The following is a 25,809-nucleotide window of genomic DNA, read 5'->3' on the forward strand; positions in this document are numbered from 1 at the left end:
CAGGTTTTAGCGTACGGCCATGACCGAAGTGCACGGAACCCACGAACCCCGCTTCGCCCCCGTCCGCGACGCGCTGCGGCGCAACCTCGCTTCCGGCGAGGAGCTCGGCGCCTCCCTGGTCGTCGACCTCGACGGCGAACTCGTCGTCGACCTCTGGGGCGGCTTCCGCGACGAGGCGCGCACCACGCCGTGGGAGCGGGACACGATCACCAACGTCTGGTCGACCACCAAGACCGTCGTCAGCCTGGCCGCCCTCGTGCTGGCCGACCGGGGCGACCTCGACGTCTTCGCCCCGGTCGCCCGGTACTGGCCCGAATTCGCGGAGAACGGCAAGGAGAACGTCGAAGTGCGGCACCTGCTGTCGCACACGTCCGGGGTGTCCGGGCTGGACCAGCCCGCCACGGTCGAGGACCTCTACGACTGGGAGAAGACGACGGCCCGGCTCGCCGCCCAGGCGCCGTGGTGGCCGCCGGGCACCGCCTCGGGCTACCACGCCACGAACTTCGGCCACCTGGCGGGCGAGGTCATCCGGCGGGTCAGCGGCAAGACCGTCAAGGAGTTCGTCGCCGAGGAGCTCGCCGGCCCGCTGGAGGCCGACTTCCGGATCGGGGCCGCGGCGGCGGACCTGCCGCGGATCGCACCGGTCGTGCCGCCGCCCGCGGCACAGTTCGACCTCGAACCCGGCAGCGTCATGGCCAAGACGCTGACCGGCCCGGCCGTCGACGCGGCCGTCGCCAACACCCCGGCGTGGCGCCGCGCGGACCTCGGCGCGGTGAACGGCCACGGCAACGCCCGCTCGGTCGCGAGGCTGCTCTCGACGCTGGCCCGCGGCGGCACGGTCGGCGGCGTCCGGCTGCTCGGCCCGGACACGCTCGACCTCGTCTTCGCCGAACAGGCGAACGGCGTCGACCTCGGGCTCGGCATCCCGCTGCGGTGGGGCATCGGCTACGCGCTCCCCCGGCCCGACGCGGTGCCGTGGGTACCGGAGGGCCGGGTCTGCTTCTGGGGCGGCTGGGGCGGTTCGGTCGTGATCGCCGATCTCGACCGGCGCCTGACGATCTCCTACGTGATGAACAGGATGGGGCCTGGCGTCATCGGTTCCGACCGCAGCACCGCCTACGTCGACGCGATCTACGCCGCCCTGGGCTGAGCCGTGGGTACGGGCCGCCGGCCGGTCGGGGCACGGCCGGCGGCCCGGGTCGGTCAGACGCCGCTGACCTGGCGGATCCAGCTGCGGCCCGCGGCGACGCTGCCGTAGGTCGTGGTGCTGGACCGGTCGCTGGTCGAGCAGACGCCCACCTGCACGCCGTCGTCGACCATCGGGCCACCGGAGTCACCGCCGGCCACCGCGCCGTCCGGGGTGTCGGCCGAGATCGCCGGCCCGCCGAAGTAGTCGCTCGCCGAGGTGTCGGAGATCTGCACCGAGGCCTGCTTCAGCACGCTGGACTGGTGGCTGCCCTCGTCGGTCGACTGGGTCGCGCCCCAGCCGTAGACGGTGGCGCCGTCGCCCTCCTGCGCGTCCGAGGAGCTCGACGCGAGCCGCGCGTACGTGCTGCCACCGGTGGTGTTCAGCTTGATCAGAGCGAGGTCGCCGCCGGAGTAGACGTAGGTCGACGACGCTTTCGCGTGCACGCCACCGGAAGCGCTGTTCGAGCCGACGTAGAGGTCGATGTCGGTCAGCCGCTGCCCGTTGTTGTCGTACATGCAGTGCTTGGCGGTCAGCACCCAGCGCGCGCCGATCAGCGTGCTGGTGCAGAAGAACGTGTAGCCGTTGGCGTGGCCGTTGAAGCGGGTGATGTAGCCGGGGTTCTGGGCGGTGCTGCCGCCGATGATCGACGGCTGGGCGTCGGGCGACAGCGGCGCGACGGGCGCACTGGCCGACGCGGGCGCGGCAAGCGTCGCGAGTGCGGCGGCCGAGCCGGCGAGCAGCGCGGCGGCGCGGGCGAACCGGCGAGATGACTTACGCATGGGGACTCCTCGGGGGAACCGGTGGGGACTCACCGAACGTAAGCGCGCGGTGCGCCGCCGGTAACCGTCCGAAGATCCGAGCCGATCAACGGAACAAGACAGTTCCTTCGACGGGTTGCCCTCGCCGCGGCCGACGTTCGTCGGATGACAGCGGTGATCCGCGGCTGCTACACCAAAGGCGGTCCGGCCCACCCCGCCACCGGACGCCCGTGCCGGCCGCGCGTGATCCGCCTGTCCCGGAAAGCCTTTCCCCGCACCGACACCGAGGATCACCGATGCCGTTGTTCGCGGTGCCGCGCCCGGACCTCGCCGAGCGGGAGCTGGCACGCGCCCTGGCCGCCGGCCCCTTCAACCGGGCGCTTTCCCTGGCCATCGACCGCAGCGGACTCGGGCTCGCGCGCCTGCGCGACCGGCTGGCGACCGCGGGCGTGCCGGTCAGCACGACGACGCTCAGCTACTGGCGGACCGGGCGGACCCGGCCCGAGCGGCCGGATTCGCTGCGCGCGGTGGCTGTGCTGGAGGACGTCCTCGGCGTGCCCTCGCGGGCGCTGACCGAGCTGCTGGCCCGCCCCGGCCGCCCGGGCACGCCGGATCCGGTGCGGTGGGAGCGGTTGTGGGGACCTCGCAACGGGGTCCTCCCGGCGCTGCGGTCGTTCGACGCGGCCGAGGAGACGTCGCTGGTGGTGGTGAGCCTGCACGAACAGCTGCACGTCGGCGCCGACCGGCTGCTGACCCGGCTTCGCGTGCGCGAGGTCGTCCGCGCGGTCGAAGAACCGGTGCAGGCCAAGGTGGTGGCGCTGCGCGGCTGCGTGTCCGGCCGGCCGCCTCGGCTGGTGTCGACGCGCTACTGCCGTCCGGTCCGGACCGAAGTGCTGGCGGAGCCGGGGTTCGTGCTCAGCGAGCTGGTGCCGGGCCGGTCGCTGGCGATCGGCGAAACCGCGATCCTCGAGTACGAATTCGCCTACACCGACGGGGTCCCGGACACGAGCTACGACCGCCGGTTCCGCCACCCCGTGGCCGAGCACCTGCTGGAGGTCCACTTCGCGGGCTTGCCGGCGACGTGCGAGAGCTACCGGCTGGATTCGCCGGGCGGCCCGGAGCGGGACGTGACGGCGGTACCGCTGTCCCCGGCGGCCCCGGCGCACGTCTTCACCAGCGGCGGCGGGCCGGGCATCCGGGGCATGCGGTGGAGCTGGCCGTGAGGGCGCGGGGCGGCCCGCTTGAGGCCGTCAGGCGTTCTCCGCGAACTCCGTGACCAGCTCCTGCAGCTTCCCGGGCGTTTCCAGCTGCGGCAGGTGGCCGGCGTCCTCGATGAGCACGGACTTCGCGTCGGGCAGCGCGTCGCTGTAGGCCTTTCCGTGGCCGGGCGGGACGATCCGGTCCGCCGCTCCCCACACCACCAGCGCCGGCGCCGTCGCCGCGGGCAGCCGGCCCAGGAGCGTCGGGTCGGTCATCGTCGTGCCGCCGTAGACCAGCAGGGCCGCGCGGTTGCCCGCCATCGCCGCCTGGCGCTCGGGCGGCAGCTTCGCGGGGTCGACGCGGAACGCGTCCGGGTCCGCGTAGCTCAGCTCGGCCACCTGGTCCATGGTGAGACCGAAGAAGTCCGCGATCGGCGCCTGCGGGAGGTCCAGGCCGACCGCGTCGACCAGCACCACCCGGGCGACCCGCGGGGACCCGAGCAGGGCCAGCTCCGCGGTGATCCACCCGCCGATGGAGTTGCCGACCACCGTGACGCCGGTGAGGTCGAGCCCGTCCAGCAGTGCGGCGTAGAGCCGGGCCAGGCCGGCGATCGTCGTCAGCGGCTCGGGCCGCGGGGTGCCCTCGAACCCGGGGTGGACCGGCACGAGCACCCGGAAGCCGTCCGCGGCGAGGCGCTCGGCGAACGCGGTCACCGACGCCGGTCCCGCGCCGCCGTGCAGCAGGAGCAGCGGGCGGCCGGTGCCGTACGCGGTGTAGGTGAGGTCGACCGGGCCGAGGTCTTCGAGGTCGACGCGCTGGGTGTTCGTCATGGGTGCGCTCCTGGGGTGGTCAGTCGGTGACGGGCTCGGTGGCGTAGGCCCGCATGACCTCGGTCAGCGCTTCCGGCGTCGGGGTGCCCCCGCCGGCGATCATGGCGCGCAGGTCGCGGAAGTAGCCGACGTAGAGGTCCGGGGTGAAGGTGTTGAGCATGACCGCGGGCTCGTCGCCGTGGTTGGCGAAGGTGTGCGGCGCTCCGGGCGGCACCATCACGAGCGTGCCCGCCGTCGCGTGGTGCTCCTGCGTGCCGACGGTGAAGGTCACCCGGCCCGACACGACGTAGAAGCCTTCGTCGTGCTGGGCGTGCCGGTGCTGCGGCGGCCCGTCGGTGTGCGGGGCGACGACGATCTCCGCCATGCCGAGCCGGTGCCCGGTGGTGCTGCCGTCCTCCAGGATCCGCACCACGGTCGTGCCGATGCCGATCGACTCGCCGCCCTCCGGTCCGACGACCGATACGTCCGCCATGCCGCGCTCCTTGTCCGGGGTTCTGCCGCCAACGTACTTACGAGAGTCAACTCGCGCAAGTAGACTCTCACGAGTGCGACTGGCAGCGTGGGAGAGAATCGGACGCGGAGCCGGAGGAACAGGAGCGGGATGCCCACGACGAGCAAGCGCGAACGGGTCAGCCGGGCGGAGCAGAAGGCGCGGACCCGCGCCGCGATCGTCGACGCGTGCCGGACGCTGATCGCCTCCGGCCGCACGCTGACCATGCCCGAGGTCGCCGAACTGGCCGGCGTCTCGGAGGCGACCGCCTACCGCCACTTCTCCGAGATCGTGGAACTGATCAACGCCGCGCTGGTGGGCATGTGGCCGGCCCCCGCCGAAGCGCTCGAACCGGTCGCGGGCACCACCGACCCGGCGGAGCGGCTGGAGTTCGCCACGGACGTCCTGCTGCGCCGGGTGGTGTCCTACCAGGGATCGGTCCGCGCGGTCATCGCGGCGACAGTGCTCGACCCGCCGCGCGCCCAGGCCCGGCCCGGCTTCCGGTTCGGGCTCATCGACGAGGCGCTCGACCCGGTCATCGCGGTGGACACGCCCGCCGCCGCCCGCCGGCTGGCCCAGCTCAAGCAGGACCTCGCCGCGGTGGTCAGCGCCGACGCGTTCTTTTCCCTCACCGACCTGTGCGGCTTGGACACCGAAGCGGCGATCGCGAGCCTCAAGCGCACCGCGCGCACACTGGTCACGGCCGCGCTCCCCGGATTCACGGCCGGCTGACGGGGAACCTCACCCGCCCCTGGCCCGCTTGCGCGGCGCGGCCGAGCGCGGAGGCGTCGAGCGCATGTGGTCGCGCACCGGCGCCAGCACCGTCGCCAGGCGCTCGACGTCCTCGCGGGAAAGCGGCTCGAACAGCAGGCCGCGGACCACTTCGACGTGCCCGGGCAGCACCGCCGCGAGCCGCTCGCGGCCGGCGTCGGTGATCGTCACCGTGATGCCGCGCTCGTCGTCCGGCGACGGCGCGCGCTCCACCAGGCCCGCCTTCTCGAGCAGGCCCGCCTGGTAGGTCAGGCCGCTGCGGCTGTAGACGACGCCGTCGGCCAGGTCGGTCATGCGGCGGCTGCCCGACGGCGCGTCCCCGAGCCGGGCCAGCAGCTGGAACTGCACGTAGCTGAGCTCGCCGGCCTCGCGCAGCTGCTGCTCGACCGCGTGCCGCAGCAGGCTGGTCACCTCGATGAGGTCGAAGTACGCGCCCAGCTGCACGGGGTCGAGCGACGGTGGTGCGTCGGCCATGACCGGAGTCTACTGCTTCGAATTCGAAGGTCCCGGGTGGCCGCGAAACCGGGCAAACTGTCGCCATGTCGCTGTCCGAACTCGGCGCCGCCGTCCGCTGGCTGCGCGAGCACACCGAGCCGGCCGGCGAGCGGACCCGGCGGCGGGTGCGCGGCCTGCGCCGGGAAGAGCTCGCCGAGCTGGCCGGGGTGTCCGCGGACTACGTGCGACGGCTGGAGCAGGGGCGCCGCCACCCCTCGGCCGGCGTGGTGACCGCCATCGCGCGTGCGTTGCGGGTCGGCCGCGCCGACTACGAACGGCTCTGCGCCCTGGCCGGGTACGCCCCGGTGGACGGCCGGGTGCCGCGCGAAGCCGGTGCCGCGGCGATGCGGCTGCTGGAGCGGCTCGGCGGCACCCCCGCGTTCCTGACCGACGCCTCGTGGAACGCCATCGCGGTCAACGGCGCGTGGCTGGCGCTCGGCGGGACGCCGGCGACCAGCGCCCGGGACTGGAACGTCGCCTGGCGCACGTTCTGCGACCCGCGAACGGAAATCGCCCGGACCGACGAGCACCAGGCCGGGTTCCGGGCCGCGCTCGCCGCACGGCTGCGGGACACCTCGCTGCGCTACCCCACCGACCCGGCGCTCGCCGAGCTCGTCGACGAGCTGCGCGGCACCAGCCGCGTGTTCGACACTTTGTGGCGCAGCCCGGAAACCGCTTACGCCTTCGAGAACCGAGCCGTGTTCCGGACCCCGGACGGCGACGGCATCGCGCTCGACGGCTCCCTGCTCGGCGTGCCCGGGGACGACCTGATGGCGGTGGTCCTCACCGCGGCCCCGGGTTCGGCCGACGCGGCCCGCCTCGGCGAACTCGTCCGCGCGTCCGACGCGCCGGCCGTGCTCAGGGTGGGCCAAACCGGCCCAGGCTGACCGGGCCCGCGCCGACGATCCTGGACCCGAGTGGATCAAGAGCCCGGCGAGGGTGACCGGCCTCACTTGCTTCGAATTCGAAGCAGCAGTACCGTGCCCGTAGTTGCTTCGAATTCGAAGCTCTTCCCGAAAGCGAGAGTCCGATGAAGGCAGTGCGTTTCCACGACTACGGCGACCCCGAAGTCCTGCGCTACGAAGACGTCGAGGTGCCGGTTCCCGGCGCCGGGCAGGTCCGGGTCCGCGTCGCCGCGACCTCGTTCAACTCCGTCGACGGCAATATCCGCGGCGGCTTCATGCGCGGCCCGATCCCGGTCGAGCTGCCGCACACCCCCGGTCTCGACGTCGCCGGCACGGTCGACGCGCTGGGCGAAGGCGTCGACGGCCTCGCGGTCGGCGACCCGGTCGTCGGCTTCCTGCCGATGGACAAGCCCGGCGCCGCCGCCGAGTACGTCCTCGCGCCGGCCGAAGTCCTCACCGCCGCGCCCGCGAACGTCCCGCTCGCCGACGCCGCCGCCCTGCCGCTGGTCGGGCTGACCGCCCACCAGGCGCTGTTCGACCACGGCAAGCTGACCGCCGGCCGGCGCGTGCTGATCAACGGCGCCGGCGGCGCGGTCGGCGGCTACGCCGTCCAGCTGGCCAAGGCGGCCGGGGCCCACGTCATCGCGACGGCCGGCCCGCACAGCGCCGCCGCGGTCAAGTCCGCCGGCGCCGACGAGATCGTCGACCACACCACCACCACGGTGCCGGCCGCGGTGACCGAGCCGGTCGACCTCGCGCTCAACCTGGCGCCGGTCGACCCGGCGGAGCTGGCCGCGCTGGTCACCCTGGTCAAGCCGGGCGGGACCCTGGTGAACACGACGGTGTGGATGCCCGCGCCGTCCGACGAGGACCGCGGCGTGCGCGGCGTCGACCTGTTCGTCCGCAGCGACGCCGGCCAGCTGGCGAAGCTGGTGGCACTGGTCGACTCCGGCGAGCTGCGCGTCGAGGTCGCCGAACGGGTGCCGCTGGCCGGATTGGCGGCCCTGCACGCCCGCGCCGCCGAGGGCGCGGTGCACGGCAAGGTCGTCGTGACGGTCTAGTGCGGATCGGTGCCGTTGAGGGCCGCGACGACCTGGTCGTAGTCGCCGCGGACCTCGCCGTAGCGGAGGAACTTGACCCGCTCGACCTGGATTTCCCGGTCGTCCGGCCGGGTTTCGAGCAGGGTCATGACCTCGGCGACGAACTCGCCGAGCGGCATGGCGTGCTCGTTCTCGGCCTGGCCGGGCAGCAGATCGGTCTGCACCGACGGCGGCACCAGTTCGACGACCTTCACCGAGGTGTCCGCCAGCTGCAGCCGCAGTGACTCGCTGAGCATGTGGATCGCGGCCTTCGACGCGTTGTAGCTCGGGGTCACCTTCAGCGGGGCGAACGCCAGGCCCGAGGAGACGGTCATGATGGTGGCGTCGGGCCGGGTCCGCAGGTGCTCGACGAACGCGCCGATCAGCCGGATCGGGCCGAGCACGTTGGTCGTCACGATGTTCTCGGCCGATTCGACGAACGTCTCGGGCCGGTGCCAGTCCTCGACGCGCATGACGCCGGCCATGGTCACGAGCACGTTCAGCTCGGGGTAGCGGGCCAGCACGTCCTTCGCCGCCGCCTGGACGCTCGCGGGGTCGGTGGTGTCGATTTCGACGGTGCCGAGGCCGGGGTGCTCGGCGGCGAGCCGCTCCAGCAGCCCGGTGCGGCGCCCGCCGACGATCACGGTGTTGCCGCGGTCCTTGAGGGCGAGTGCGAGGGCCAGGCCGATGCCGCTGGTGGCGCCGGGGATGAAGAGGGTGTTTCCGGTGATGTCCATGCCCCCACCTTCGCCCGGTCCGGCGGCGGTGGGCAGAGAGCGCTCATCGGGGGATCGGCGCTCCCTGGTTGCGGCCGCGGCAGGCGCGATACTGGGGGTATGGACCGAGCGGAACTGGCGGCTTTCCTGCGGCGGCGCCGGGAGCAGCTGCGTCCCGAGGACGTCGGGCTGCTGCCGGGCGCGCGCCGCCGGACGGCCGGGCTGCGCCGGGAAGAAGTCGCGTCGCTCGCGGCGATGTCGACGGACTACTACACGCGCCTGGAGCAGCAACGCGGCCCGCAGCCGAGTGAGCAGATGCTGGCCGCGCTGGCCCGCGCGCTGCGCCTGACCGACGACGAGCGGGACTACCTGTTCGAAGTCGCCGGCCGCGCGGCCCCCTCCCCCGCGGCGACGGCCGCGCACGTGGCACCGGCGTTGCTGCGGGTGCTGGACCGGCTGTCGGACACGCCCGCGCTCATCCTGTCCAACCTCGGCGAGGTCCTGGTGCGCAACCGCCTCGCCGAGGCGTTGTACGGCGGCAAAGCCGAGCACACCGGGCTGGCGCGCAGCGAGATCTACCGCTGGTTCACCGACCCCGCCGAGCGCCTGATCTACCCGGCGGACGACCGCGACCGGCAGAGCCGCGCCCTGGTCGCGAACCTGCGGGCCGCGCACGGCTCGATGGGCCCGCGCTCCCGGGCCGGGGAGCTGGTGCGGGCCTTGCAGCGCGAGAGCGGGGAGTTCGCCGAGCTGTGGGAGCGCCACGAGGTCGCGAAGCGGTTCGAGGACCACAAGGTGCTCGTGCACCCGCAGCTCGGCGAGATCGAGGTGGACTGCCAGGCGCTGTTCACCGAGGACCAGTCGCAGGCGTTGCTGGTGCTGACGGCGCCCCCGCGCACGGAGGCGTTCGAGAAGCTGCAGCTGCTGGCCGTGCTGGGCAACGAGCGATTCGAGGACGCCGGCAGCGCGGCCGGCGCGACCACCCGGGCAGCAGACCCGTCAGCGCCGTCGCCCCGCCCATGACGGGGCTCGACAGCCCGAGTGCGACCCGCCGGCCGTTCGGCGATGCTCAGCGACCCCGTTGGTCGCGGTAGGCCGCGGCGAGGACCCGCAGCTTGAGCCCGAGGTGCAGCATCAGCCGGTCGTCGCCGGCGTCGAGGCTGCAGCCGGTGATCTGCTCGATCCGCTTGAGCCGCTGGTACAGCGTGGCGCGGTGGACGCGCAGCGAGTCGGCGGTGCGCTGGATGTTGCCGCCGTGGTCGAAGAAGCCGGTCAGCGTGGTGAGCAGGACGTCGTGGGTGTCCTCCCGCTCGATCGCCGCGAGCGCCGGCTCCGGGGAGGCGGTGAGCAGGTCCTCCGGCGGCAGCTTCAGCAGGAGCTCGTACGGCCCCAGCTCGCCCCAGCGGGCCGGCGACCCGATGCCGGGCAGCAGCAGGGCCGCGCGGGCGGCCAGCAGCGCCTCCCGGTAGGAGGTGACGACGTCGCCGAGGGCCGTCACCGTGCCGCCGAGCCCGAACACCGGCCGCGCGTTCCCGTCGCCGAGCCGCCGGAAGCGGGTCGTGATCCGCTCGGCGACCGCGTCGACCAGCGCCCGCGACGGCGGAACCCGTTGCACGAGCAGGATCCACGCCCGCGACCGGTTCGCCGCCATCAGCGCGACGTCGCCGGCGACCACGCGGACGCCCTCCTCGACGGCTGCCTCGAACGCGATCTCCTGCGGCGCGGCGGCCGCCCGGCTCTGCACGGCGAGCACGGTGAAGTGGCCGCTCTCGTCGCCGAAGAGCTGCTCGGCGCGCAGGTCTTCGACCGCCTGCGCGCGCACCGCCGGGTCGCCGGAGACGAGCTCGCGCAGGACGCCCTCCTGCCGCGCCTTCGACCGCTCGTGCAGCAGCAGCCGGCGCAGCAGCATCGCCCCGGCGGTCGCGGCCGCCTCGCCGGCGGCCGCCTTCTCGTGCTCGGTGAACGTGCCGTCCTGGTCGATCAGCCACAGGTAGCCCAGCAGCATGCCGTTGCAGCGCACCGGCGCGCACAGCCGCGGCATCGCGCCCTCGACGTCGACGACGCCGGGCGCGACCCAGCGGCTGATGCCCTGGGCGAGGATGTGGTCGACGATCCGCGGTTCCACCGCCCGGTTCATCACCGAGCTGACGCGCAGGGCGTCCTCGTCCCCGAAGTGGCGGCTGGCGGCGAGCAGGCGGATGGCCGGGTCGTCGATCGCGACCGACCGCCGCAGGCGCTCGGCGAGTTCGTCCACGATGGACTGCAGATCCCGGTCGGCCACGGCACTCCCTTCCCGGCTGCCGTCCACGGTAACGCGCCGCTCAGCCCATGACCGTCCCCGAGCTGCCGGTGTTGCGCTCGCGTTTGCGGGAGAACGCGCCGAGGTCGATCTCCAGGCCGGTGTGCACGCCCTGGTAGCGGACGGGATCCCGGTCGTGGTCGGCACCGGCCTCGACGCGGTCGATCAGCGTCGCCATGAGCCTCCCGACGACCGGGGCGTTCTTGAACTGGTTGCCGCTGGTGCCCATGGCGACGTAGAACCCGGGCAAGTCGGTGCGGTCGTAGATCGGCGTCCAGTCGTCGGCGGCGTCGTACACGCCGACGACCCCGCGCGCCCGGTTCGGTACGCGCAACCCGGGCAGCCGGCGCGCCGCCCGCGTGACCTGGGCCTCGAACACCGCCATCGTCGGGTGCGGGGCGGCGTCGTCGGGGTCGTCGAGCCAGTGCAGCGGGTCGCACGCGGGCTCGGTGCCGCCGACGAGCAGCCCGCCGCCGACCTCGCCGCGGAAGTAGGTGCCCAGGTCCAGGTCGGCCACGGCCGGGCCCACCCCGCCGGGCGGGTGGTAGCCCTCGGGCGCGAGGACGTGGGCGACTTCCTGCCGCAGCGGCCGCACGCCGATGGTGAAGTCCGCGCCGGCCCCGGCGAGGGCGTTGAGCTTGCCCGACCAGGGTCCGGCGGCGTTGACGACGACCGGCGCGGCGATCTTCGTGCCGTCCGCCAGCACGACGGCGCCGACCCGGCCGGCGCGGGACTCCACTCCGGACACCGTGGCGCGGAACCGGAACGCGGCGCCTTCCCGTGCGGCCGCCGCGGCGAGGTTGCGCGCCGCGAGCTGCGGATCGGTGACGTACCCGGCGTCGGGTGTGTAGACGCCGCCGAGCGTCTCGGTGGCGTCGGTCCAGAAGGCGTCGTCGTCGATGCGCTTGGGCGGCCAGAACCGGCCGGCGTCCAGGCCGGGCACGCGCTCGAGCAGGGTGGCGGTGTCCCACTCCGCGTACGGCACGCCGACCTGGTCGAACAGCGGCAGCCAGCCGGCCCGCGGGGCCGCGTCGACGTCGAGCATCACCAGCCCGCTGCGTTCGAACCGGGCCAGGTCGCCGACGTCGTGGCCGAGGTGCTCGGCCCACGCCGACCAGCAGAACCGCGCTTCCCAGGCGGTGGTCACCCCGGCGAGGGTGGAGAAGTTGTAGCGGATCACGGCGCTCGAGGCGCTCGTCGAGCCCTGCCCGGCACCGCTCGCGCGGTCGACGACCACGACCCGGCGGCCCGCTTTGGCCAGTTCGAGCGCGATCGCGGACCCGATCACCCCGGCGCCGACCACGACCGCGTCCGCGGTGACTTCCGCACTCATCGTCTTCGTCCTCCCGGTGGGTCCCGCGACCCAGTGTGCGCAGCCGGGCGCCCGCCGTCGCCCGACAGCTGTCGCGATCCGGGCCGGCCCGGGACGACGGATGTCCATTGGCCGCGGCCGCCGGTCCGGACGACAGTGGGCGGAGGCACCCACGCACGGACGGGAGTGGTTCATGTGGCTCACCGGAGCGACCGTCATCGACGGGACCGGCGCGGATCCGGTCCCCGGCCAGGCCGTTCTCGTCGAGGACGGCCGGATCGCGGCCCTTGGCGGCACCCCGCCGGCCGGCGCGGAGGTCCTGGACCTCACCGGCCTGGTCCTCACCCCGGGGCTCATCGACGCGCACGTTCACCTCGGACTGTCCAGTGACCTGGACAAGCTGAGCACGTCCCGGCAGCTGTCGGTCGCCGAGATCGCCGCCGACATGTTCGCCAACTGCCGCCGGACCCTCGAGTCGGGCTTCACGACCGTCCGGGACACCGGCGGCGTGGACGACGGCCTCGCCCGGGTCGTCGCCGACGGCCGCGTCCCCGGCCCGCGCGTCCTGCACTGCGGCCCGATCCTCGCCCAGACCGGCGGCCACGGCTACCTCGGCGCGGAGTGGGACTCGGCCGAGGACTGGGACGCCCGCCAGGTCCCCGGCCTGTTCGCGCTGTCCCTGCTCTCCGACGGCCCGGACTCCGTGCGCCGCAACGCCCGGGAGGCGTTCCGGCGCGGGGCGGGCTTCCTCAAGATGTGCGTCACCGGCGGGGTCGTGTCCCGCCACGACAAGCTCACCGACACCCAGTTCACCCACGAGGAGATCGCGACCGCCGTGGCCGAGGCCCGGGCCCGCGGCACGTACGTGACGGTCCACGCGCACAACAACGAAGGCCTGCGCACGGCCGTCGACGCGGGCGTGAAGTGCGTCGAGCACGGTTCGGCGGTCGACGCGGAGACGGCCGCGCTGATGGCCGAAAAGGGCGTCGCGCTGGTGCCGACGCTGGCGGTGGCGCACGCGCTGCTCAAGGACTCGACCGAGGCCGGGCTGCCCGCGCACATCGGCGAGCGCGTCGGCCACGTCATCGACGGCCAGGCCGGCGCCATCCGCGCCGCCCGCGCGGCCGGGGTGCTCATCGGCTCGGGCTCGGACTACATCGGGCCGAACCAGGACCGCCGCGGCCACGAACTCGTGCTGCGCAGCGAGATCGAGTCGCCGATGCAGGCGCTGGTCTCGGCGACCCGGGACAACGCGCGCGTCCTGCGGATCGCCGACGAGGTCGGCACGATCGAGCCGGGCAAGCTCGCCGACCTCGCCGCGTTCGGCGGCGATCCCCTGGCCGACCCGCTCGTGTTCGAGGATCCGCGGCAGGTGAAGGTCGTGCTCCAGCGCGGCCGCGTCGTCAAGGACATCCGGTGACCCGCGACCCGCCGGGAACCGCCGGGTGCGCGCCGAACGGCCACGTCTGCGACAACGGCAACGAGCGCGACACGATCCGCCTGCTCGGCCGGGCCGGCGAAGCTCGGCGTGCCGACGAACCCGCTGCCGCGGTACGACGAAGGCGTCGCCGCGGGGCTCTGACGGGCGGGCCGCGACGGGGGGCGTCACGTTCCGGGATTCGCCTGCCCCGCCGGGGAAGCGGTGCCGTCGAGCCGGGCCAGCGCGTCTTCGAGGAACGCGTCCCGGCGCTGCCCGAGGACACCGGCGTCGAGGTCCGGCCGGCCCTGGTCGTGCATGACCGGGACGCAGAACGCCATGTCGGCCAACGTGCAGGTCGCCGCCACGACGTCCCAGTAGGCGACGTCGGCGGCCCGCCGCCCGGCCGCCCGCTCCCAGCCCGTCAGCACCTGCCCGGCGGCGGGCAGCCCGAACAGCAGGGCCGCGTCGAACCGCGCGCCGCCGAGGTCGAGCCCCGGCGACCCGGCGCCGGCGCAGTCCCAGTCGACGAGGCCGGTGCAGCGGTCACCCGACCACAGGGTGTTGCCGTGCCACAGGTCGCCGTGCACGAAGACCGTCGGGCCTTCGGGCACGGCGAGCCGGGCGAGGCGCTCCTCGGCGGCCGTCAGCAGCGCGGTGGTCCCGCTTTCGCGGCGGCGGGCCGCGAAGTCCACGTCCGCGATCGAGCGGGTCCGCAGCGGCAGAGCCGGTCCAGGCGGCAACGGGACCGATTGCAGTGCGGCCGCCGCGGCGCCCAGGCGGCGCAGCCGCTCGGCGGAGGCGGACGGCGGGATCCTGCTGTTCCCGGGCAGGACCGTGCTCAGCACGGCCAGCGCGCCCGTCGCGGTGGCGTCGAGGTCCGTGGCGATCAGCCGGGCCGCGGGCAGCCGGTGGTCACCGGCGACCCGCAGCGCCGCCACCTCGGTGGCGAACCGCAGGCGGTCGCCGGGGTCGGCCGGGTCGCCGAGGCGCAGCACGGCCGCCTCGACCGGGCCGGCGGGCGCGAACCGCAGCAGCCACGGGTTGGCGCCCTCCCGCAGACCCGTGACGGCGGTGACGCGCGCGTCGCTTCCCACCGCGCCGGCCGCCCAGCGCAGGACTTCCTCCGACGGCTCCGCGACCACACCGGCACGTTAGCGCGCGAGCCGGCTCCGGTGGCCCGCGGACACCAGGTTTCGCTCCGCCCCGGCGTCCAGTCCGACGTCGCAGGCCGCCGGCACCCCGGCCGGCTCGACGCGCGCCTTCCATTCGACGAACACCACCGCCGCGCCCACCCGGGACGCGACCCCCAGCTTCCGGATGATCCGGCTGACGTGCGCACGCACCGTGCGCTCGCTGATCGCCAGCCGGCTCGCGATCTCCCGATCGGTCCGGTCCTGCGCGACGATCGCGAGCACTTCGAGCTCCCGGTCGCTCAGCACCCCGGACGGACCACACACCAACCCGGTTTCCACGCTCTTTCCCCCTCGCCCCGAACACCCGCCGTGCGTCCGCACCGGCGAACACCGCCCACGGTCCCAGGTCCCGTCGACAATCCGTCGACAGCCGGGGCGGGTGTCAGCCCGGCGGCGGGCGACGAGCTCGCCGCGGGACATCCGGTCGGGGATCAGGTCGAAGTCCTCCAGGTCGCGGATCCTGGCGTAGTACGGCGCCACGACGGTGTTCTGCTCCCGCAGCAGTTCGCGGTTTCCCCGCTGGGTCGCCGGCGTGGAAGACGAGGTCGGTCAGCCAGTTCTCGTCCCGTTTTCCGCCGGACACGAGCAGCTGGACGGCCAAGGGCGCGGTGCCGGCCCAGTCCGCCGGCTCCCGCTCCACCGAGAAGTGGCGGTCCACATCGGACAGTCCGGGCACGTCCGCCGCGAACGGGCTGTGGAGCCCGCCCGGGCCGGCTAGGAAAGATCGGTCAGCCACAGCCAGCCCGTCCTTCCGGCGTCCCGCCCGCCGGTCACGGTCACCTTCGTCCAGAACCACGACTGCGACGGCGTGCTCGACCTCGGGCGGACGTCGATGCGCTGCACCGGCGTGCCCTTCGGCAGCACGGCGATCGTCGCCCGCGTGACCGGGTTGTCCCACAGCCGCGCGCTTTTCGCCTTCACCCTGCGGTTCTCGGAGATCGGCACCGGTTCCGGCCGGGCACCCTCGGAGGTCAGGCTGTCGTTCCACAGCTTGGCCGCGGCCCGGAAAAGCGTCGACGGCACGTCCGCCGACACGACCTCGAACTTCAGCAGCTCCGGATCCCGGCGCGCCAGGGGTTCCGGCCAGCGCCAGCCCCACCGCACGGAGCCGTAGTAGGTGCCCTTCTGGGCACCCGCCGTCGCGACGACCGCCGTCTCGAACTGCTGGCTCCACGCCCCCGTGTGCGCCTCGGCCGCCGACGTGCCGATGTCACCGGAACTCAAGGTCGGCGGGTCGTGCATCGACGCGTCGGTGGCCTGCCACCTGCCGGCCGCGTCCCTGCGGCGGCACCCGGGTGTCGCCGGGGCGAACCACGGCGACGGAACCCGCGGGAACTGGTCGATGTGCGCGCCGTCACCGGGCACCATCCGGCTTTCGGCGGTGCGCGTCTCCTTGTCGTTCGCGGTGTACTTGTTGTACGGCTCGTCGTTCTGCACCGTGCGCGCCAGCTGGACGAACTCGATCCGGTCGGCCTCGACGAGCGGGCCGGGCCGGAAGGAAATGGTGATGTCCGCCCCGTGGCCGACGAGCAGGCGACCGCCGGGCGGGAACACTTCCAGGAGCGTGTACTGGTCCGCGGTGAACGCACCGGCCCACGTCCGCACGGTGGTGGTCCCGGCCGGGGCCCGCCGCGGCGGGCCTTCCCGCTCCGGCGCCGGCAGCCCGGCGACGGGCGAGTGGGTCCACTCCCACTCCCACCGGGGTTCGGGGAGCGTCCAGGCGCGCACAGCTCACACCTTCTGGCCATTGAGCGACGGCGCCGCCGTCATGCCGTTCGGCGACGGCGAAGGCGCCGTGACGGCCGGCGGCGACGCGGGCTTGGGCACCCGCAACGGCTGGGTGCCGGTGACGACCGGACGCGGGTAGGCGGGCGATTCCTTGACGCGCTCGCCGGTGGCCGACTGCCAGTTGTTGATCACCGAGCGGGCGTCGGTGACGAGGTTGTTCTTGCCGGTGAACAAGGTCGCCGCGGTGTCCTCGGTGTCGAACAGCCCGAGCTCGATGCCGCGCAGCAGCGTCGACATCGGTTCGGCGAGGTCGAACAGCTCCCGCGACCGCAGCGCCGGGGTGATGCCGACCTTCTGCCCGAGCGCGCCCAGCCGGTCGGCCGGGTTGCTCGCCTGCGCCTGCAGGTCGACGATCACCGACGTGTCGGTGTCGACGGTCAGGTGGAACCAGTTCAGCATCGTCACGTAGGCGAACTCCTCGCGGGCGAGCGCGCCGCCACGACGGCGGTTGCCGAGCAGGTCCTTGATCGCGGTGGACAGCAGCGCGATGTAGGCCGGGTCGGTCGGGTTGGGGCCGCTGTTGTTCGCCGTGTTCTCCAGGCCGATCCAGACCTGGCGCAGGAACTCGCTCCACTTCTGGCGGAAGTCGAGGTTCACCGGGCCGGTCAGCGCCTTCCAGTCGGCCAGCGGGCTCGAGCTCGCCCACAGCGGCGGCACCGGGTGGGCGAGGTCCAGGCCGAACATGCGCCAGTACGCGTTGCGCCGGTTGGTCCGGTCGAACGGGCGGACCTCGCTGAGCACGCTGGCCACCGAGAACGTCGGGATGTCGCGGAAGAACAGCTGCTCGGTCGCGCGCAGCCAGGCGATGCTGTCCGGGGACAGCACGCCCAGCGTCTCGCCGACCAGCAGCCGCCGCACGACCTCGGCGAAGATCTCGACGATGCCCGTGCTCTCGAGGACGTAGGCGTAGGCCAGGTGGTGCCAGAGCAGCGGCGGGCAGAACAGCCGGTTCGGCCGGCCGTTCCACTCGAACTTGAACGGCACGTCGTTGTTGATGCCGGACGGGGCCAGGAACGCGTTGAGCCCGTCGGTCGAGGTGAACGTGTCGTCGCCCGGCTGGGTCGGCAGGTCGAGCGCGTCGAGCACCGTGTCGTCGAAGAACGTGGCGAAGAACCTGAGGTCCGCCGACCCGGCCGGGTCCGGGATCTGCGGCGTCCGGCGGGCCCCGTCCCACACCTCGTCGAGGAAGTACGCGATCTGCCAGGGATGCAGGCGGAACACCCGCTGCGTGCCGAAAATCTTGGCCAAGGGGAAGAACATGACGCTGTCTCCGTTGTCTAGGGGGTCATTCGCCCGGTACCGGGTCCTGGCACGGGCCGATCGCGACCGGTACCCCGCCCTTGGAGGTGAACGTGACGATCGAGTCGATCCGCTGGTCGTACCGGATGGCGTCCTTGCCTTCGTCGATGACCACGGGCCTGCCGTCCACCAGCCCTTCCAGGAACTGGGAGCGGTTGTCGGCCGCGCGGATCCTCGCCGCCGTCGCCGCGCCGAGACCGGTGAAGGTGAGGGTGCGGGTGTCGCGGTGAACTTCCACCGTGGTCAGCTGGAACACGCTCGGCGCGCGCCTGCCCAGCACGAAACCGAGGAAGTTGTAGGCGAACCGGACCCGGTCCTGCTGCCGCAGCACGGGATCGTCGTCCGGCGTGGCCGTCACCTGGACGCCGGGTGCGCCGTTCGCCTGCTTGGCCAGTTCGCCGATCGACTTGGTGAGCGAGACCAGCTGCGCCAGCATCGCGTCGCGGTCGCTCTTCGGTTCCACTTCGGCGACCTGTTTCGTGCGGCCGGCGACGGCGCGGGACTCGGTGGTCTTCGGGTTGGTCATGGCGTTTCCTCGTTCCGGTCAGGCTGCACAGTGGGGGGCGGCCGGTGCGGCGTCCGCACCGACGGAGGTGACCCAGGACAGCAGGGCCGCCTGGTGGTCCGCCGCGGCTTCGGGAGCGAGCACCGCGCGCGTGGACAGGAGGGCGAGGATCCGCAACGGCTCGCGCCGCCTCAGGTAGGCCGAGGTGAGCAGCGACGGGCCGGCCTGCCGGGCCAGCGCGTCCAGCGCCGCCGGCGACACCCGGCGCGGGTCGAGCAGTGCCGAAAGCGGTTCCCCGCCGAACGCCGCCATCGGCAGCCGGGTGCACACGTCGACGACGTCGCCCAGCACCGGGAGGCTCGCCCGGGCCAGCGCCCCCGTGTCCCCGGAGGCGCGGTCGACCGGATGCCGGTGCTGCCACGCCGCCGCGAGGTCGTCCCACGGTCCGGCCCCGAACCAGCGGCGGCACAGTTCGACGTTGAACAGCACCCGCAGGAACGGGAACGGGTGCGGATCGCCGAACCGGTCCCGGTACACCGCCGGCGTGGGACCGTCGACGACGTTGGCCAGCGCGGCGACCGGCGCCCACCCCGCCTGGACGAAGGCGTGGACGTCGCCGGCGATTTCCCCGGCCCAGTCCCGCCAGGCCTGCGCCAGCTCGGCCGAGCGCGGCGCGAGCCGGGCCGCCAGCGCGTCCGCGAGTTCGGTGGTCCAGCCGGTCAGGTGGGCGACCTGGTGGCCGGTCTCGTGCAGCAGCGCGGTCGGGTAGGCCAGGTTGTGCCGGGTCAGCTTGATCGCCGCGGCCGGCGAGGGGTGGCTGTGGTCCCACAGCCGGATGCCGGCCCGCAGGATCGACGCGCCCAGCCCGTGGTCCAGGTACACCAGGGCCGGGGGCGGCTCGATGCCGAGCCGGGTCAGGACCGCGGCCATGCTGTCGCCCGCGAGCGTGTCGTAACCGCGCAGCACCGCCCGCAGTGCCGGATTGGTGCGGCTGTTCACCGCGTGGCCGTAGAAGTCGAGGATCGTCTCCACCTGCAGGTACCGGGTGCGCAGCTTCAGCACCGCCTGCCGCACCGCGCCGGGGTCGCCGCCGTGGCCGAGCATGCGGCGGGCCGCCCTGCCTTCGCCCACCAGCACGGCGACCAGCTCGGACAGCCGGTCGCGGACCCGGCGCTGCAGGTAGTCCTCCAGTGCCTGCCACGCCTCGGGCGCGGCCACCGTGTCGAGGTCGGCGAGCGCCTCGACCGCGAGCTGCCAATGGGCCAGCTCCGCCTCCGTCTGCCGGTCCACCGCCTCAGTCACGGTGGCGCCCCGGTCTGATCGCGACGGCCGGGTCGCTCGCCGGGGTGCCCGCGGCGAGCGCCGCCCGGTCGGCGAACCCGAACGTGAACGTCAAGGTGGCTCCCGGCGCCGGATCCTGGGCGGCCTTGGCGAGCGCGGCCGCGGCGGCGGGCAGCTGGTCCGACACCGCGCGCAGCACGCCGTCGACGAGGCGCTGGGCGAGCCGGGCCGCGGCCCCCGCCTCCACGGTGATGCCGTGCTTGGCCATCAGCTTGGTCAGCCTGCGTTCGACCGCCCGCAGCGCGGCGGGGCCGAGCAGCCGGCGGACGATCGCGACCACCTGGACGAAGTGCCGTCGTTGCAGGTGCGCGGCGAGCTCGTGGGTGTCCCGCTCGCCCAGCACGAGGTTCAGCCGGAGCACCGGTTGTGGTGCGGTGAGGTCGAACAGGACCCCGAGGAAGTGCCTGCGGTGCACCGGACGCCCGCGGTGGCGGAAGCGGAAGTAGCGGCTGCCCGGACGGCGGTGCCTGCCCGGCGCGCCGTGGTGCCCGACGTGGGCCAGGCGCGGATTGCCGGCCAGCACCGTCGCGGCGGATTCGGTGAGCTCCTCGAACTCCTCGGCCGCGGCGACCGGCCCGTCGGGCGACTCGAACGCGGAGATGTGCCCGAGCCCGCCGCCGGGCAGGAGCTCGTACAGCTCCACTTCGCCCTCGACGGGCCAGGTCTCGGTGCCGTCCTCGAGCAGCCGCCGTTCCAGCGAGTCCCCACCGGACAGCAGCACCGCGCGGGCCATCGGCCGGGTGATCCGCACCGGGATGACCCGGCTGTACTTCTTGTAGCGGAAGCACGGCCGGGTGGCGCGCGGCATCATCAGCCACACGCCGTGCTCGCCGTCGGCGCCCGGTTCGGCCAGTTCGGGACGGAGCACGGTCGCGGGGAGGTGGCGGGCGGCTGCCTCGGCGAACGCGTCCTGGATCTCGGTTTCCAGCAGCAGCTCGTTCTCCAGCGACTCCGGCGGCAGCGTCAGCACCTTCCGCACGGTGTCCTCGGCCGCCGCGGCGAGGGCCTCGCCACCCAGGGCCGGGTCGCCGCCGCCGGCCTCCAGGCCGAGCAGCCCCAGCCCGGCGCTCGCGATGTGCCGGGACAGCAGGTTCGCCGCGTCCTGGCCGACCATGCTCGCGATCAGCTGCGAGAGCGGCTTGGCGATCCCGTCGACGATCCGGTCACGGCCGATCAGCCGGACGCCCATGCGGATCAACGGCATCGCCGCCATCACCACGGGGATGAACTGCTCGAGCTGCGCGACGGGCGCGACGCCGGGGTCGGCCTCGGTCAGTTCGCGGGCCAGCCGGGCGCGGGCGGAGTCCAGTTCGTGCGCGGGCGAAGGCCCGTACGGGTCCTCACCCGCCGGCTGCAGCTCGGCCACCAGGTGCGCGGCGGTCGTGTCGTCGGGTGCGGTCGCCAGCTCGGCGAGGCTGCGGTCGAAGGACTCCGCGAGTTCCTCCTCGTGGCTGCCGGTCTCACCCCGGAGCTTGGCGGCGAGCTGGGTGGCCAGCGGGCGCAACGATTCGGGCAGCTTGCCGATGGCGGTGTCGAGCACCTTGCCCAGCAACGGTTTGACGAGCAGCCGCAGCTTGCCGAACAACGGTCCCAGCGCGAGGTTCCCGACGACGGAAAGGCCTTTCTTGGCGAGCTTGACCGCGCCCTTCGCGAGCTTCTTCGCCTTGTCCAGCAACTTGCCGAAGAACAGCTGCTGCACATCCGCCGGGTCGACGAACCCGTCGATCCCGGTGGCCGCCTCGATCTCGCCCTCCTGCAGCGAGTCCGCCGGGCGGTCGCCGAAGTACGCCTCCAGCGCGCCCAGCATCCGGTCGGCCTCGCCGGCCAGCTGCTCCAGCCACTGGGTGGTGTCGGCGGTGGCGAGCGCCGGCGCCTCCGAGTCGTTCGACCAGGTGCCGACCGACTTGAGGTGCCGGGCGGCGGCCTCGTCCGCCAGCGCCTCGAGCGCCTCGGTGAAGGCGGGGTCTTCGAGCTCGGCGAGCAGGGCGTCGGTCGCCTCGGCGGCGCGGTCGCCGTCGCCCGCGGCGACCGCGGCCTCCGCGAACGGGGAATGCAGCACCTGCCCGGGTCGCGGCGCCGTCGCCGGCTCGGCCACGTTCGCCAGGCTCACCGGCGCGAACGGCGAGGTCGCGCCCATCTCGGTGGTCACTTCTTCGCCGTACGGGCCGAGCACGGGCACGCTCATCGGGAACCTCCACAGCTGACCGCCCCAGCTCCGGGCCGGCGCGACGAGTTCGCCACCGCGGGAACTCCGCGTGCGTCCTGTCTGGACGGACGATGTGCGTTCAGCGTGGCACGCCCGCTCCGGTGGTCACCATTGGCTTTTCCGCCACCCGGGCGGAAAAGCGGACCGGTCGGGAAGTTCCGAGCGGGTCCCGGACAGCTGCGGATCACGACATGCGAAAGCCGGGGCGCCGCCCGTTCAGGCGACGCCCCGGCTTTCTCGCCCGGCTCAGCGGGCCTTGGGCTCGCTCTTGCCCTTGGCCGCGGCCGCCTGGCCATTGCTCCCGTTGACGGGCTTGGCCGTGGCCGGCTTCGGCGGTGCCGGCTTCGCCGGGTTCGGCGGGACCGCCTGGTCCGCCGGGGTCACCGTCTTGTCCGCCGGCACCGGGGGCTGCTCACCCACGGGGGCCGCCGGAGCCGGGGCGGGGGTCTCCTCCGCCAGCGGGTTCGACCGCTTCACCTGCGTCACGGCCACGATCGCCGCCGCCAGCGCGCCCAGCGCCAGGAACCACGGCCAGCGGGCCCGGCGGCCGCGTTCCCCGCGCGCCACGCTCTTGGCTTCCTGCAGCGCCACCGCCAGGTCGCGCTTGGCCGTGGCCACCGCCTTGCGGCGCTTGCGGTTCGACTCGTTCGCCGACCCCGCGACGGTCGCCAGCGCCTGGGCCGCCTTGCGGCCCGGGTCGCGCAGCTTCACCGCGCGGCTCAGCACCTCGTCGCGGGCCGCGACCGAGTGCTTGCGCACGTCCCGGCGCGAGGACCGGGTGCTCTTGTCGAAGTCCTTGGTCGCCGTCCGGCCCACCTTCGCGAGCTCGTCGGCGCCTTCGGACAGCTTGCGGTCGGTGATCTCCACCGCGCGTGCGGCCGCGGCCGCACCCACCCGCGCCGCCTCGGCCGCGAGGTCTCGTACGCCGGCCGCCGCCGTCTTCACGGATCGTCCGACCGGAGCATCGCCCTGGGTCATGTGCTCACCTCTCACTGGTCCCGCAGGCAGGGCCTGCTCAGCCTCACACCACTGGGCTACCCACGAAACCGCCGTCCGGAACGTCCGACCACCCGTCGGTGTTTCTCAGGCGCGCACGTCGGGCAGGCTCTTGCCGCGCTGGCGGCGCCACGCGTCGCCGGTTTCGGCGTCGTCGGTGGAGGCGCTCAGGTGGGCCCACTTCGCATCCGTGTCGACGCGGTGCCGCCACGCCTCCCGGCCGTACTCGTAGGCGTCGCTGCCCGCCAGCAGGCGCAGCGGCGGCTCGTCGAGGGCCGCGACCGTGAGCACCAGGTCGGCGACCTTCGCGGGGTCGCTGTTCGCGTGCTTCTCGAAGTCCGCCATCGCGCGGGCCGAAGCACCGACTGTCGCCTCGTACGGCTCGCTGATCGGCGGCGTGGTCATCGACGCGCCGCCCCAGTCCGTGCGCATCCCGCCCGGCTCGAGCACCGTGATCTTGATGCCCAGCGGGGCGACCTCGGCGGAAAGGGCCTCGCTGAACCCGCCGACGGCCCACTTCGCCGACTGGTAGGCCGTCATCCCGGGGCTGCCGACGCGGCCGCCGACGGACGAGACCTGGATGATCCGGCCGCCGCCCTGCCGGCGCAGCACCGGAACCGCGGCTTTGGTGACGTACACCGTGCCGAGGAAGTTGGTCTCGATCTGCCGGCGGAAGACGTCGAGGGTCGTGTCCTCCAGGGCGACCCGGTCGCCCTGGCCGGCGTTGTTGACCACGACGTCGATCCGGCCGAACGCGGCGACCCCGGCGGCGATCGCGGCTTCGGCGGCCGCCGCGTCGGTGACGTCGAGCCGCTCGACGTGGACGCGGTCGCCGTAGCGGCCGGCGAGGTCGGCCACCGCCCGCGGGTCCCGGGCGGTGGCGACGACGCGGTGCCCGGCGGCGAGGGCCCGCTCGGCGATCTGCCTGCCGAGCCCGCGCGACGAGCCGGTCACGAAAAACACTGAACTCATGGGACGCTCCTCAGTTAACGCAATGTCTTTGCGTTAAATCGACCGTACGCGGGGCCGGCAGTTAAGTCAAAGCGCTTGCGTTATCCTGGGAGGGTGTCCCACCCCCGCCAGCGCGCCCGCTCCGACCAGGACAAAGAGGCTCGCAAGGAGGCCCTGCTGACCGCCGCGCGCGAGCTGGCGGCCGATCTCGGCGTGCGCGAGGTCACGCTCACCGAGGTGACCAACCGCGTCGGCCTGCACCCGTCGGCGCTGCGGCGCTACTTCGAATCCCGCGAAGAGCTGCTGCTCGAACTGGCCGAGCGGGAGTGGCCCGAATGGCGCGAGCGCCTGCTGGCCGGTCTGGCCGGCCGGCGCCTGACCGCGGTGGAGATCGCCGACGTCGTCGCCGGGTCCCTCGACGCGCTCCCCCTGTTCTGCGACCTGCAGACGCACGTCGGCCTGAGCCTGGAGGGCGCGGTCCGGCTGGAGCGGGCGCGCCGGTACAAGACGGCGGCCTCGGAGTCGTTCGACGCGATGACGGCCGCGCTGGCCGAGGCCGGCGAGGGGCTGGACGCGGAAGGCGCGCGCACGATCCTGACGGCGGCGATGAGCTGCGCGGCGTACCTCTACCAGCTGTCCCGGCCGACGCCGACCCTGCGCCGGCTCTACGACGAGGTACCGCGGTGGGCGCACAGCGCACTGCGCTTCCGCGAGCAGCTGACGACGTTGCTGCGCGCGGTCGCCCTCGGCGTGACGCGGGAGGCGTGAGAGGTCAGGGGCCGGTCTGGCCCTTGCCCTTCACCGGACCGTTCCCCCGCGTCTTGCCCCGCGCCTTCCCGCTCTCGGCGTTCGCGCTGTGCGCGGCACCGGACGTGGCGGGCGCGGGCGGCGGCTCGGCCACCGGCTCCGACGTCACCGAGGACCCGCCCTGCGGCGACCCCATCACCACCGTCGAGGCCGGGAGCGTCGCCATCGCCGAAGGCGGCGGCTGCACCCGGCTGCCCGGCGTGACCGAACCCGCGCCCGGATCCTGGCCGGCGTCGGGGTCCGCCGCGTCCGGGCGGGTCAGCAGCACGCCGAGCACCACCGCCGCGGCCGCCGTCGCGAGCCCGCCCGCGGCCGCCAGCCGGCGGCGGCGCCGCGCGGGGACCGGGGCCAGGATCGGCGCGTCCGGCTCCCGCAGCAGCCGCGCCACTTCGCCGGCGGTGGGCCGCGCCTCGGGCTCCCTCGCCGTCATCCGCTCCAGCACGCGGGCCAGCGGTGCGGGTACGCCCGCCGGCACGCGGGGAGACCGGTTCAGCCGCGCCGTCGCCGACTCGGCCGGGGTGCCGGGGTACTCGCGCTCCGCGGTCAGGCACTCCAGCAGGATCAGGCCGAGCGCGTAGACGTCCGCCGCCGGGCCGACCCGCTCGCCGGCCACCTGCTCCGGGGCCAGGTACGCGGCCGTGCCGGTCACCAGGCCGGAGCCGGTCACGTGCGTCGACTCCAGCTCGTGCGCGATGCCGAAGTCGGAGATGAGCGGGCCGTCGCCGCCGAGCAGGACGTTGGCGGGCTTGAGGTCGCGGTGCACGATCCGCCGGTCGTGGACGTGGGCCAGCGCGTCGGCCAGCTGACCCGCCAGCTCGGTCACCTCGCCGGCCGGCAGCGGCCCGGCGAGCAGGCGCTGCGCGAGGTTCTCCCCGTGCACCAGCTGCATCACCAGGTACGCCCGGTCGCCGTCGGTGCCGCTGTCGAACAGGGCGACCACGCGGGGGTGGTCGATGCTGGCCTGGATCGTCTTCTCCCGCGCCCGGCGCAGCCGCTCGACAGCCACCGCGCCGCGGTCGTACACCTTGACCGCGACGTCGCGGCGCAGCCGCCGGTCGAAGGCCTGGTACACGCGGGCGGTACCGCCGGTGCCGATCAGGCCGCCGACCTCGTAGCGCCCGGCGATCACCTCCGGCGGTTCGTCGCGGGCCCACCACGGCCGCACGCCGGTCACGTCGAGGGAGAACCGGGGAGACGTCGGGGTGCTGTCGCCGTGGTGCTCACCGAGCATAAGCGGCGACCTCCGCAGGCTGAGGGCG

Annotated in this window: 25 protein-coding genes; 8 read left to right on the forward strand and 17 right to left on the reverse strand. The window is 73.9% G+C overall.

Translation table 11 applies throughout. The features are described from left to right. The first annotated feature begins 19 nt into the window (after nt 1-19). Nucleotides 20-1,150: a serine hydrolase domain-containing protein gene (locus tag ACWEVP_RS45790; RefSeq protein ID WP_452068882.1), complete on the forward strand. Its 1,131-nt coding sequence runs from the start codon at nt 20-22 to the stop codon at nt 1,148-1,150. 53 nt (nt 1,151-1,203) lie between these two features. Here the strand turns inward: ACWEVP_RS45790 and ACWEVP_RS45795 are convergent, their stop codons facing one another. Further along, entirely contained in the window at nt 1,204-1,968 is a 765-nt protein-coding gene (locus tag ACWEVP_RS45795) for a S1 family peptidase (protein ID WP_452068883.1), read from the reverse strand. Between the two features lie 275 nt (nt 1,969-2,243). On the opposite strand from ACWEVP_RS45795, the gene ACWEVP_RS45800 reads away from it, so the two are divergent. After that, entirely contained in the window at nt 2,244-3,170 is a 927-nt protein-coding gene (locus ACWEVP_RS45800) for a hypothetical protein (protein ID WP_452068884.1), read from the forward strand. Between the two features lie 27 nt (nt 3,171-3,197). Here the strand turns inward: ACWEVP_RS45800 and ACWEVP_RS45805 are convergent, their stop codons facing one another. Continuing rightward, on the reverse strand, nt 3,198-3,977 hold the full coding sequence (locus ACWEVP_RS45805) for an alpha/beta fold hydrolase (RefSeq protein ID WP_452068885.1): 780 nt from the start codon (nt 3,975-3,977) through the stop codon (nt 3,198-3,200). Nucleotides 3,978-3,996: 19 nt separating this feature from the next. Further along, nucleotides 3,997-4,449 carry a cupin domain-containing protein gene (locus ACWEVP_RS45810; RefSeq protein ID WP_452068886.1) on the reverse strand — a complete coding sequence of 151 codons (453 nt, stop codon included), beginning with the start codon at nt 4,447-4,449 and terminating at the stop codon, nt 3,997-3,999. 129 nt (nt 4,450-4,578) lie between these two features. On the opposite strand from ACWEVP_RS45810, the gene ACWEVP_RS45815 reads away from it, so the two are divergent. Next, nucleotides 4,579-5,199, forward strand: a complete 621-nt coding sequence (locus ACWEVP_RS45815) for a TetR/AcrR family transcriptional regulator (protein WP_452068887.1) — start codon at nt 4,579-4,581, stop codon at nt 5,197-5,199. A 9-nt stretch (nt 5,200-5,208) separates the two neighbouring features. Here ACWEVP_RS45815 and ACWEVP_RS45820 read toward each other — a convergent pair whose 3' ends face one another. Next, nucleotides 5,209-5,712 carry a MarR family winged helix-turn-helix transcriptional regulator gene (locus tag ACWEVP_RS45820; protein WP_452068888.1) on the reverse strand — a complete coding sequence of 168 codons (504 nt, stop codon included), beginning with the start codon at nt 5,710-5,712 and terminating at the stop codon, nt 5,209-5,211. A gap of 65 nt (nt 5,713-5,777) precedes the next feature. Between ACWEVP_RS45820 and ACWEVP_RS45825 the strand changes: the two genes are divergently transcribed. Next, nucleotides 5,778-6,620: a helix-turn-helix domain-containing protein gene (locus ACWEVP_RS45825; protein WP_452068889.1), complete on the forward strand. Its 843-nt coding sequence runs from the start codon at nt 5,778-5,780 to the stop codon at nt 6,618-6,620. A 143-nt stretch (nt 6,621-6,763) separates the two neighbouring features. Continuing rightward, nucleotides 6,764-7,699 (forward strand): NADP-dependent oxidoreductase, encoded by a 936-nt coding sequence (locus ACWEVP_RS45830; RefSeq protein WP_452068890.1) that lies wholly within the window; start codon nt 6,764-6,766, stop codon nt 7,697-7,699. Here the strand turns inward: ACWEVP_RS45830 and ACWEVP_RS45835 are convergent. Beyond that, nucleotides 7,696-8,454, reverse strand: coding sequence for an SDR family oxidoreductase (locus ACWEVP_RS45835; RefSeq protein WP_452068891.1), 759 nt, complete (start codon nt 8,452-8,454; stop codon nt 7,696-7,698). The two genes, ACWEVP_RS45830 and ACWEVP_RS45835, sit on opposite strands and share 4 nt — an antisense overlap. Before the next feature lie 99 nt (nt 8,455-8,553). Between ACWEVP_RS45835 and ACWEVP_RS45840 the strand changes: the two genes are divergently transcribed. Continuing rightward, nucleotides 8,554-9,456 carry a helix-turn-helix transcriptional regulator gene (locus tag ACWEVP_RS45840; RefSeq protein WP_452068892.1) on the forward strand — a complete coding sequence of 301 codons (903 nt, stop codon included), beginning with the start codon at nt 8,554-8,556 and terminating at the stop codon, nt 9,454-9,456. Nucleotides 9,457-9,502: 46 nt separating this feature from the next. Here the strand turns inward: ACWEVP_RS45840 and ACWEVP_RS45845 are convergent, their stop codons facing one another. Further along, nucleotides 9,503-10,714, reverse strand: coding sequence for a PucR family transcriptional regulator (locus tag ACWEVP_RS45845; protein ID WP_452068893.1), 1,212 nt, complete (start codon nt 10,712-10,714; stop codon nt 9,503-9,505). A gap of 40 nt (nt 10,715-10,754) precedes the next feature. Beyond that, entirely contained in the window at nt 10,755-12,065 is a 1,311-nt protein-coding gene (locus tag ACWEVP_RS45850) for an NAD(P)/FAD-dependent oxidoreductase (RefSeq protein ID WP_452068894.1), read from the reverse strand. Between the two features lie 172 nt (nt 12,066-12,237). On the opposite strand from ACWEVP_RS45850, the gene ACWEVP_RS45855 reads away from it, so the two are divergent. Beyond that, on the forward strand, nt 12,238-13,464 hold the full coding sequence (locus ACWEVP_RS45855; protein WP_452068895.1) for an amidohydrolase family protein: 1,227 nt from the start codon (nt 12,238-12,240) through the stop codon (nt 13,462-13,464). Nucleotides 13,465-13,649: 185 nt separating this feature from the next. Here the strand turns inward: ACWEVP_RS45855 and ACWEVP_RS45860 are convergent, their stop codons facing one another. The 9 genes from ACWEVP_RS45860 to ACWEVP_RS45900 all read right to left on the reverse strand — a co-directional run bounded on the left by ACWEVP_RS45860 (nt 13,650) and on the right by ACWEVP_RS45900 (nt 23,764). Beyond that, on the reverse strand, nt 13,650-14,606 hold the full coding sequence (locus ACWEVP_RS45860; RefSeq protein WP_452068896.1) for an aminoglycoside phosphotransferase family protein: 957 nt from the start codon (nt 14,604-14,606) through the stop codon (nt 13,650-13,652). 9 nt (nt 14,607-14,615) lie between these two features. Further along, the gene (locus tag ACWEVP_RS45865) at nt 14,616-14,936 is read right to left on the reverse strand and encodes a helix-turn-helix domain-containing protein (RefSeq protein ID WP_452068897.1); all 321 of its coding nucleotides are present in this window, start codon (nt 14,934-14,936) and stop codon (nt 14,616-14,618) included. Nucleotides 14,937-15,371: 435 nt separating this feature from the next. Next, on the reverse strand, nt 15,372-16,385 hold the full coding sequence (locus ACWEVP_RS45870; RefSeq protein WP_452068898.1) for a hypothetical protein: 1,014 nt from the start codon (nt 16,383-16,385) through the stop codon (nt 15,372-15,374). 3 nt (nt 16,386-16,388) lie between these two features. After that, nucleotides 16,389-17,705 (reverse strand): hypothetical protein, encoded by a 1,317-nt coding sequence (locus tag ACWEVP_RS45875; RefSeq protein ID WP_452068899.1) that lies wholly within the window; start codon nt 17,703-17,705, stop codon nt 16,389-16,391. 25 nt (nt 17,706-17,730) lie between these two features. Then, the gene (locus ACWEVP_RS45880; protein ID WP_452068900.1) at nt 17,731-18,270 is read right to left on the reverse strand and encodes a hypothetical protein; all 540 of its coding nucleotides are present in this window, start codon (nt 18,268-18,270) and stop codon (nt 17,731-17,733) included. Between the two features lie 18 nt (nt 18,271-18,288). Then, nucleotides 18,289-19,551, reverse strand: coding sequence for a hypothetical protein (locus tag ACWEVP_RS45885; protein ID WP_452068901.1), 1,263 nt, complete (start codon nt 19,549-19,551; stop codon nt 18,289-18,291). Continuing rightward, a complete protein-coding gene (locus ACWEVP_RS45890) occupies nt 19,544-21,775 on the reverse strand; it encodes a hypothetical protein (protein WP_452068902.1) in 2,232 nt (743 codons plus the stop codon). The genes ACWEVP_RS45885 and ACWEVP_RS45890 overlap by 8 nt, the downstream gene beginning before the upstream one ends. 267 nt (nt 21,776-22,042) lie before the next feature. Then, a complete protein-coding gene (locus tag ACWEVP_RS45895) occupies nt 22,043-22,774 on the reverse strand; it encodes a hypothetical protein (RefSeq protein WP_452068903.1) in 732 nt (243 codons plus the stop codon). 105 nt (nt 22,775-22,879) lie between these two features. Further along, on the reverse strand, nt 22,880-23,764 hold the full coding sequence (locus ACWEVP_RS45900; protein ID WP_452068904.1) for an SDR family NAD(P)-dependent oxidoreductase: 885 nt from the start codon (nt 23,762-23,764) through the stop codon (nt 22,880-22,882). Between the two features lie 93 nt (nt 23,765-23,857). On the opposite strand from ACWEVP_RS45900, the gene ACWEVP_RS45905 reads away from it, so the two are divergent. Further along, nucleotides 23,858-24,511, forward strand: coding sequence for a TetR family transcriptional regulator (locus ACWEVP_RS45905; RefSeq protein ID WP_452068905.1), 654 nt, complete (start codon nt 23,858-23,860; stop codon nt 24,509-24,511). A gap of 4 nt (nt 24,512-24,515) precedes the next feature. Here ACWEVP_RS45905 and ACWEVP_RS45910 read toward each other — a convergent pair whose 3' ends face one another. After that, nucleotides 24,516-25,781, reverse strand: a complete 1,266-nt coding sequence (locus ACWEVP_RS45910) for a serine/threonine-protein kinase (protein ID WP_452068906.1) — start codon at nt 25,779-25,781, stop codon at nt 24,516-24,518. Nucleotides 25,782-25,809: the final 28 nt, after the last annotated feature.

This window comes from Amycolatopsis sp. NPDC003865 (assembly GCF_053605345.1).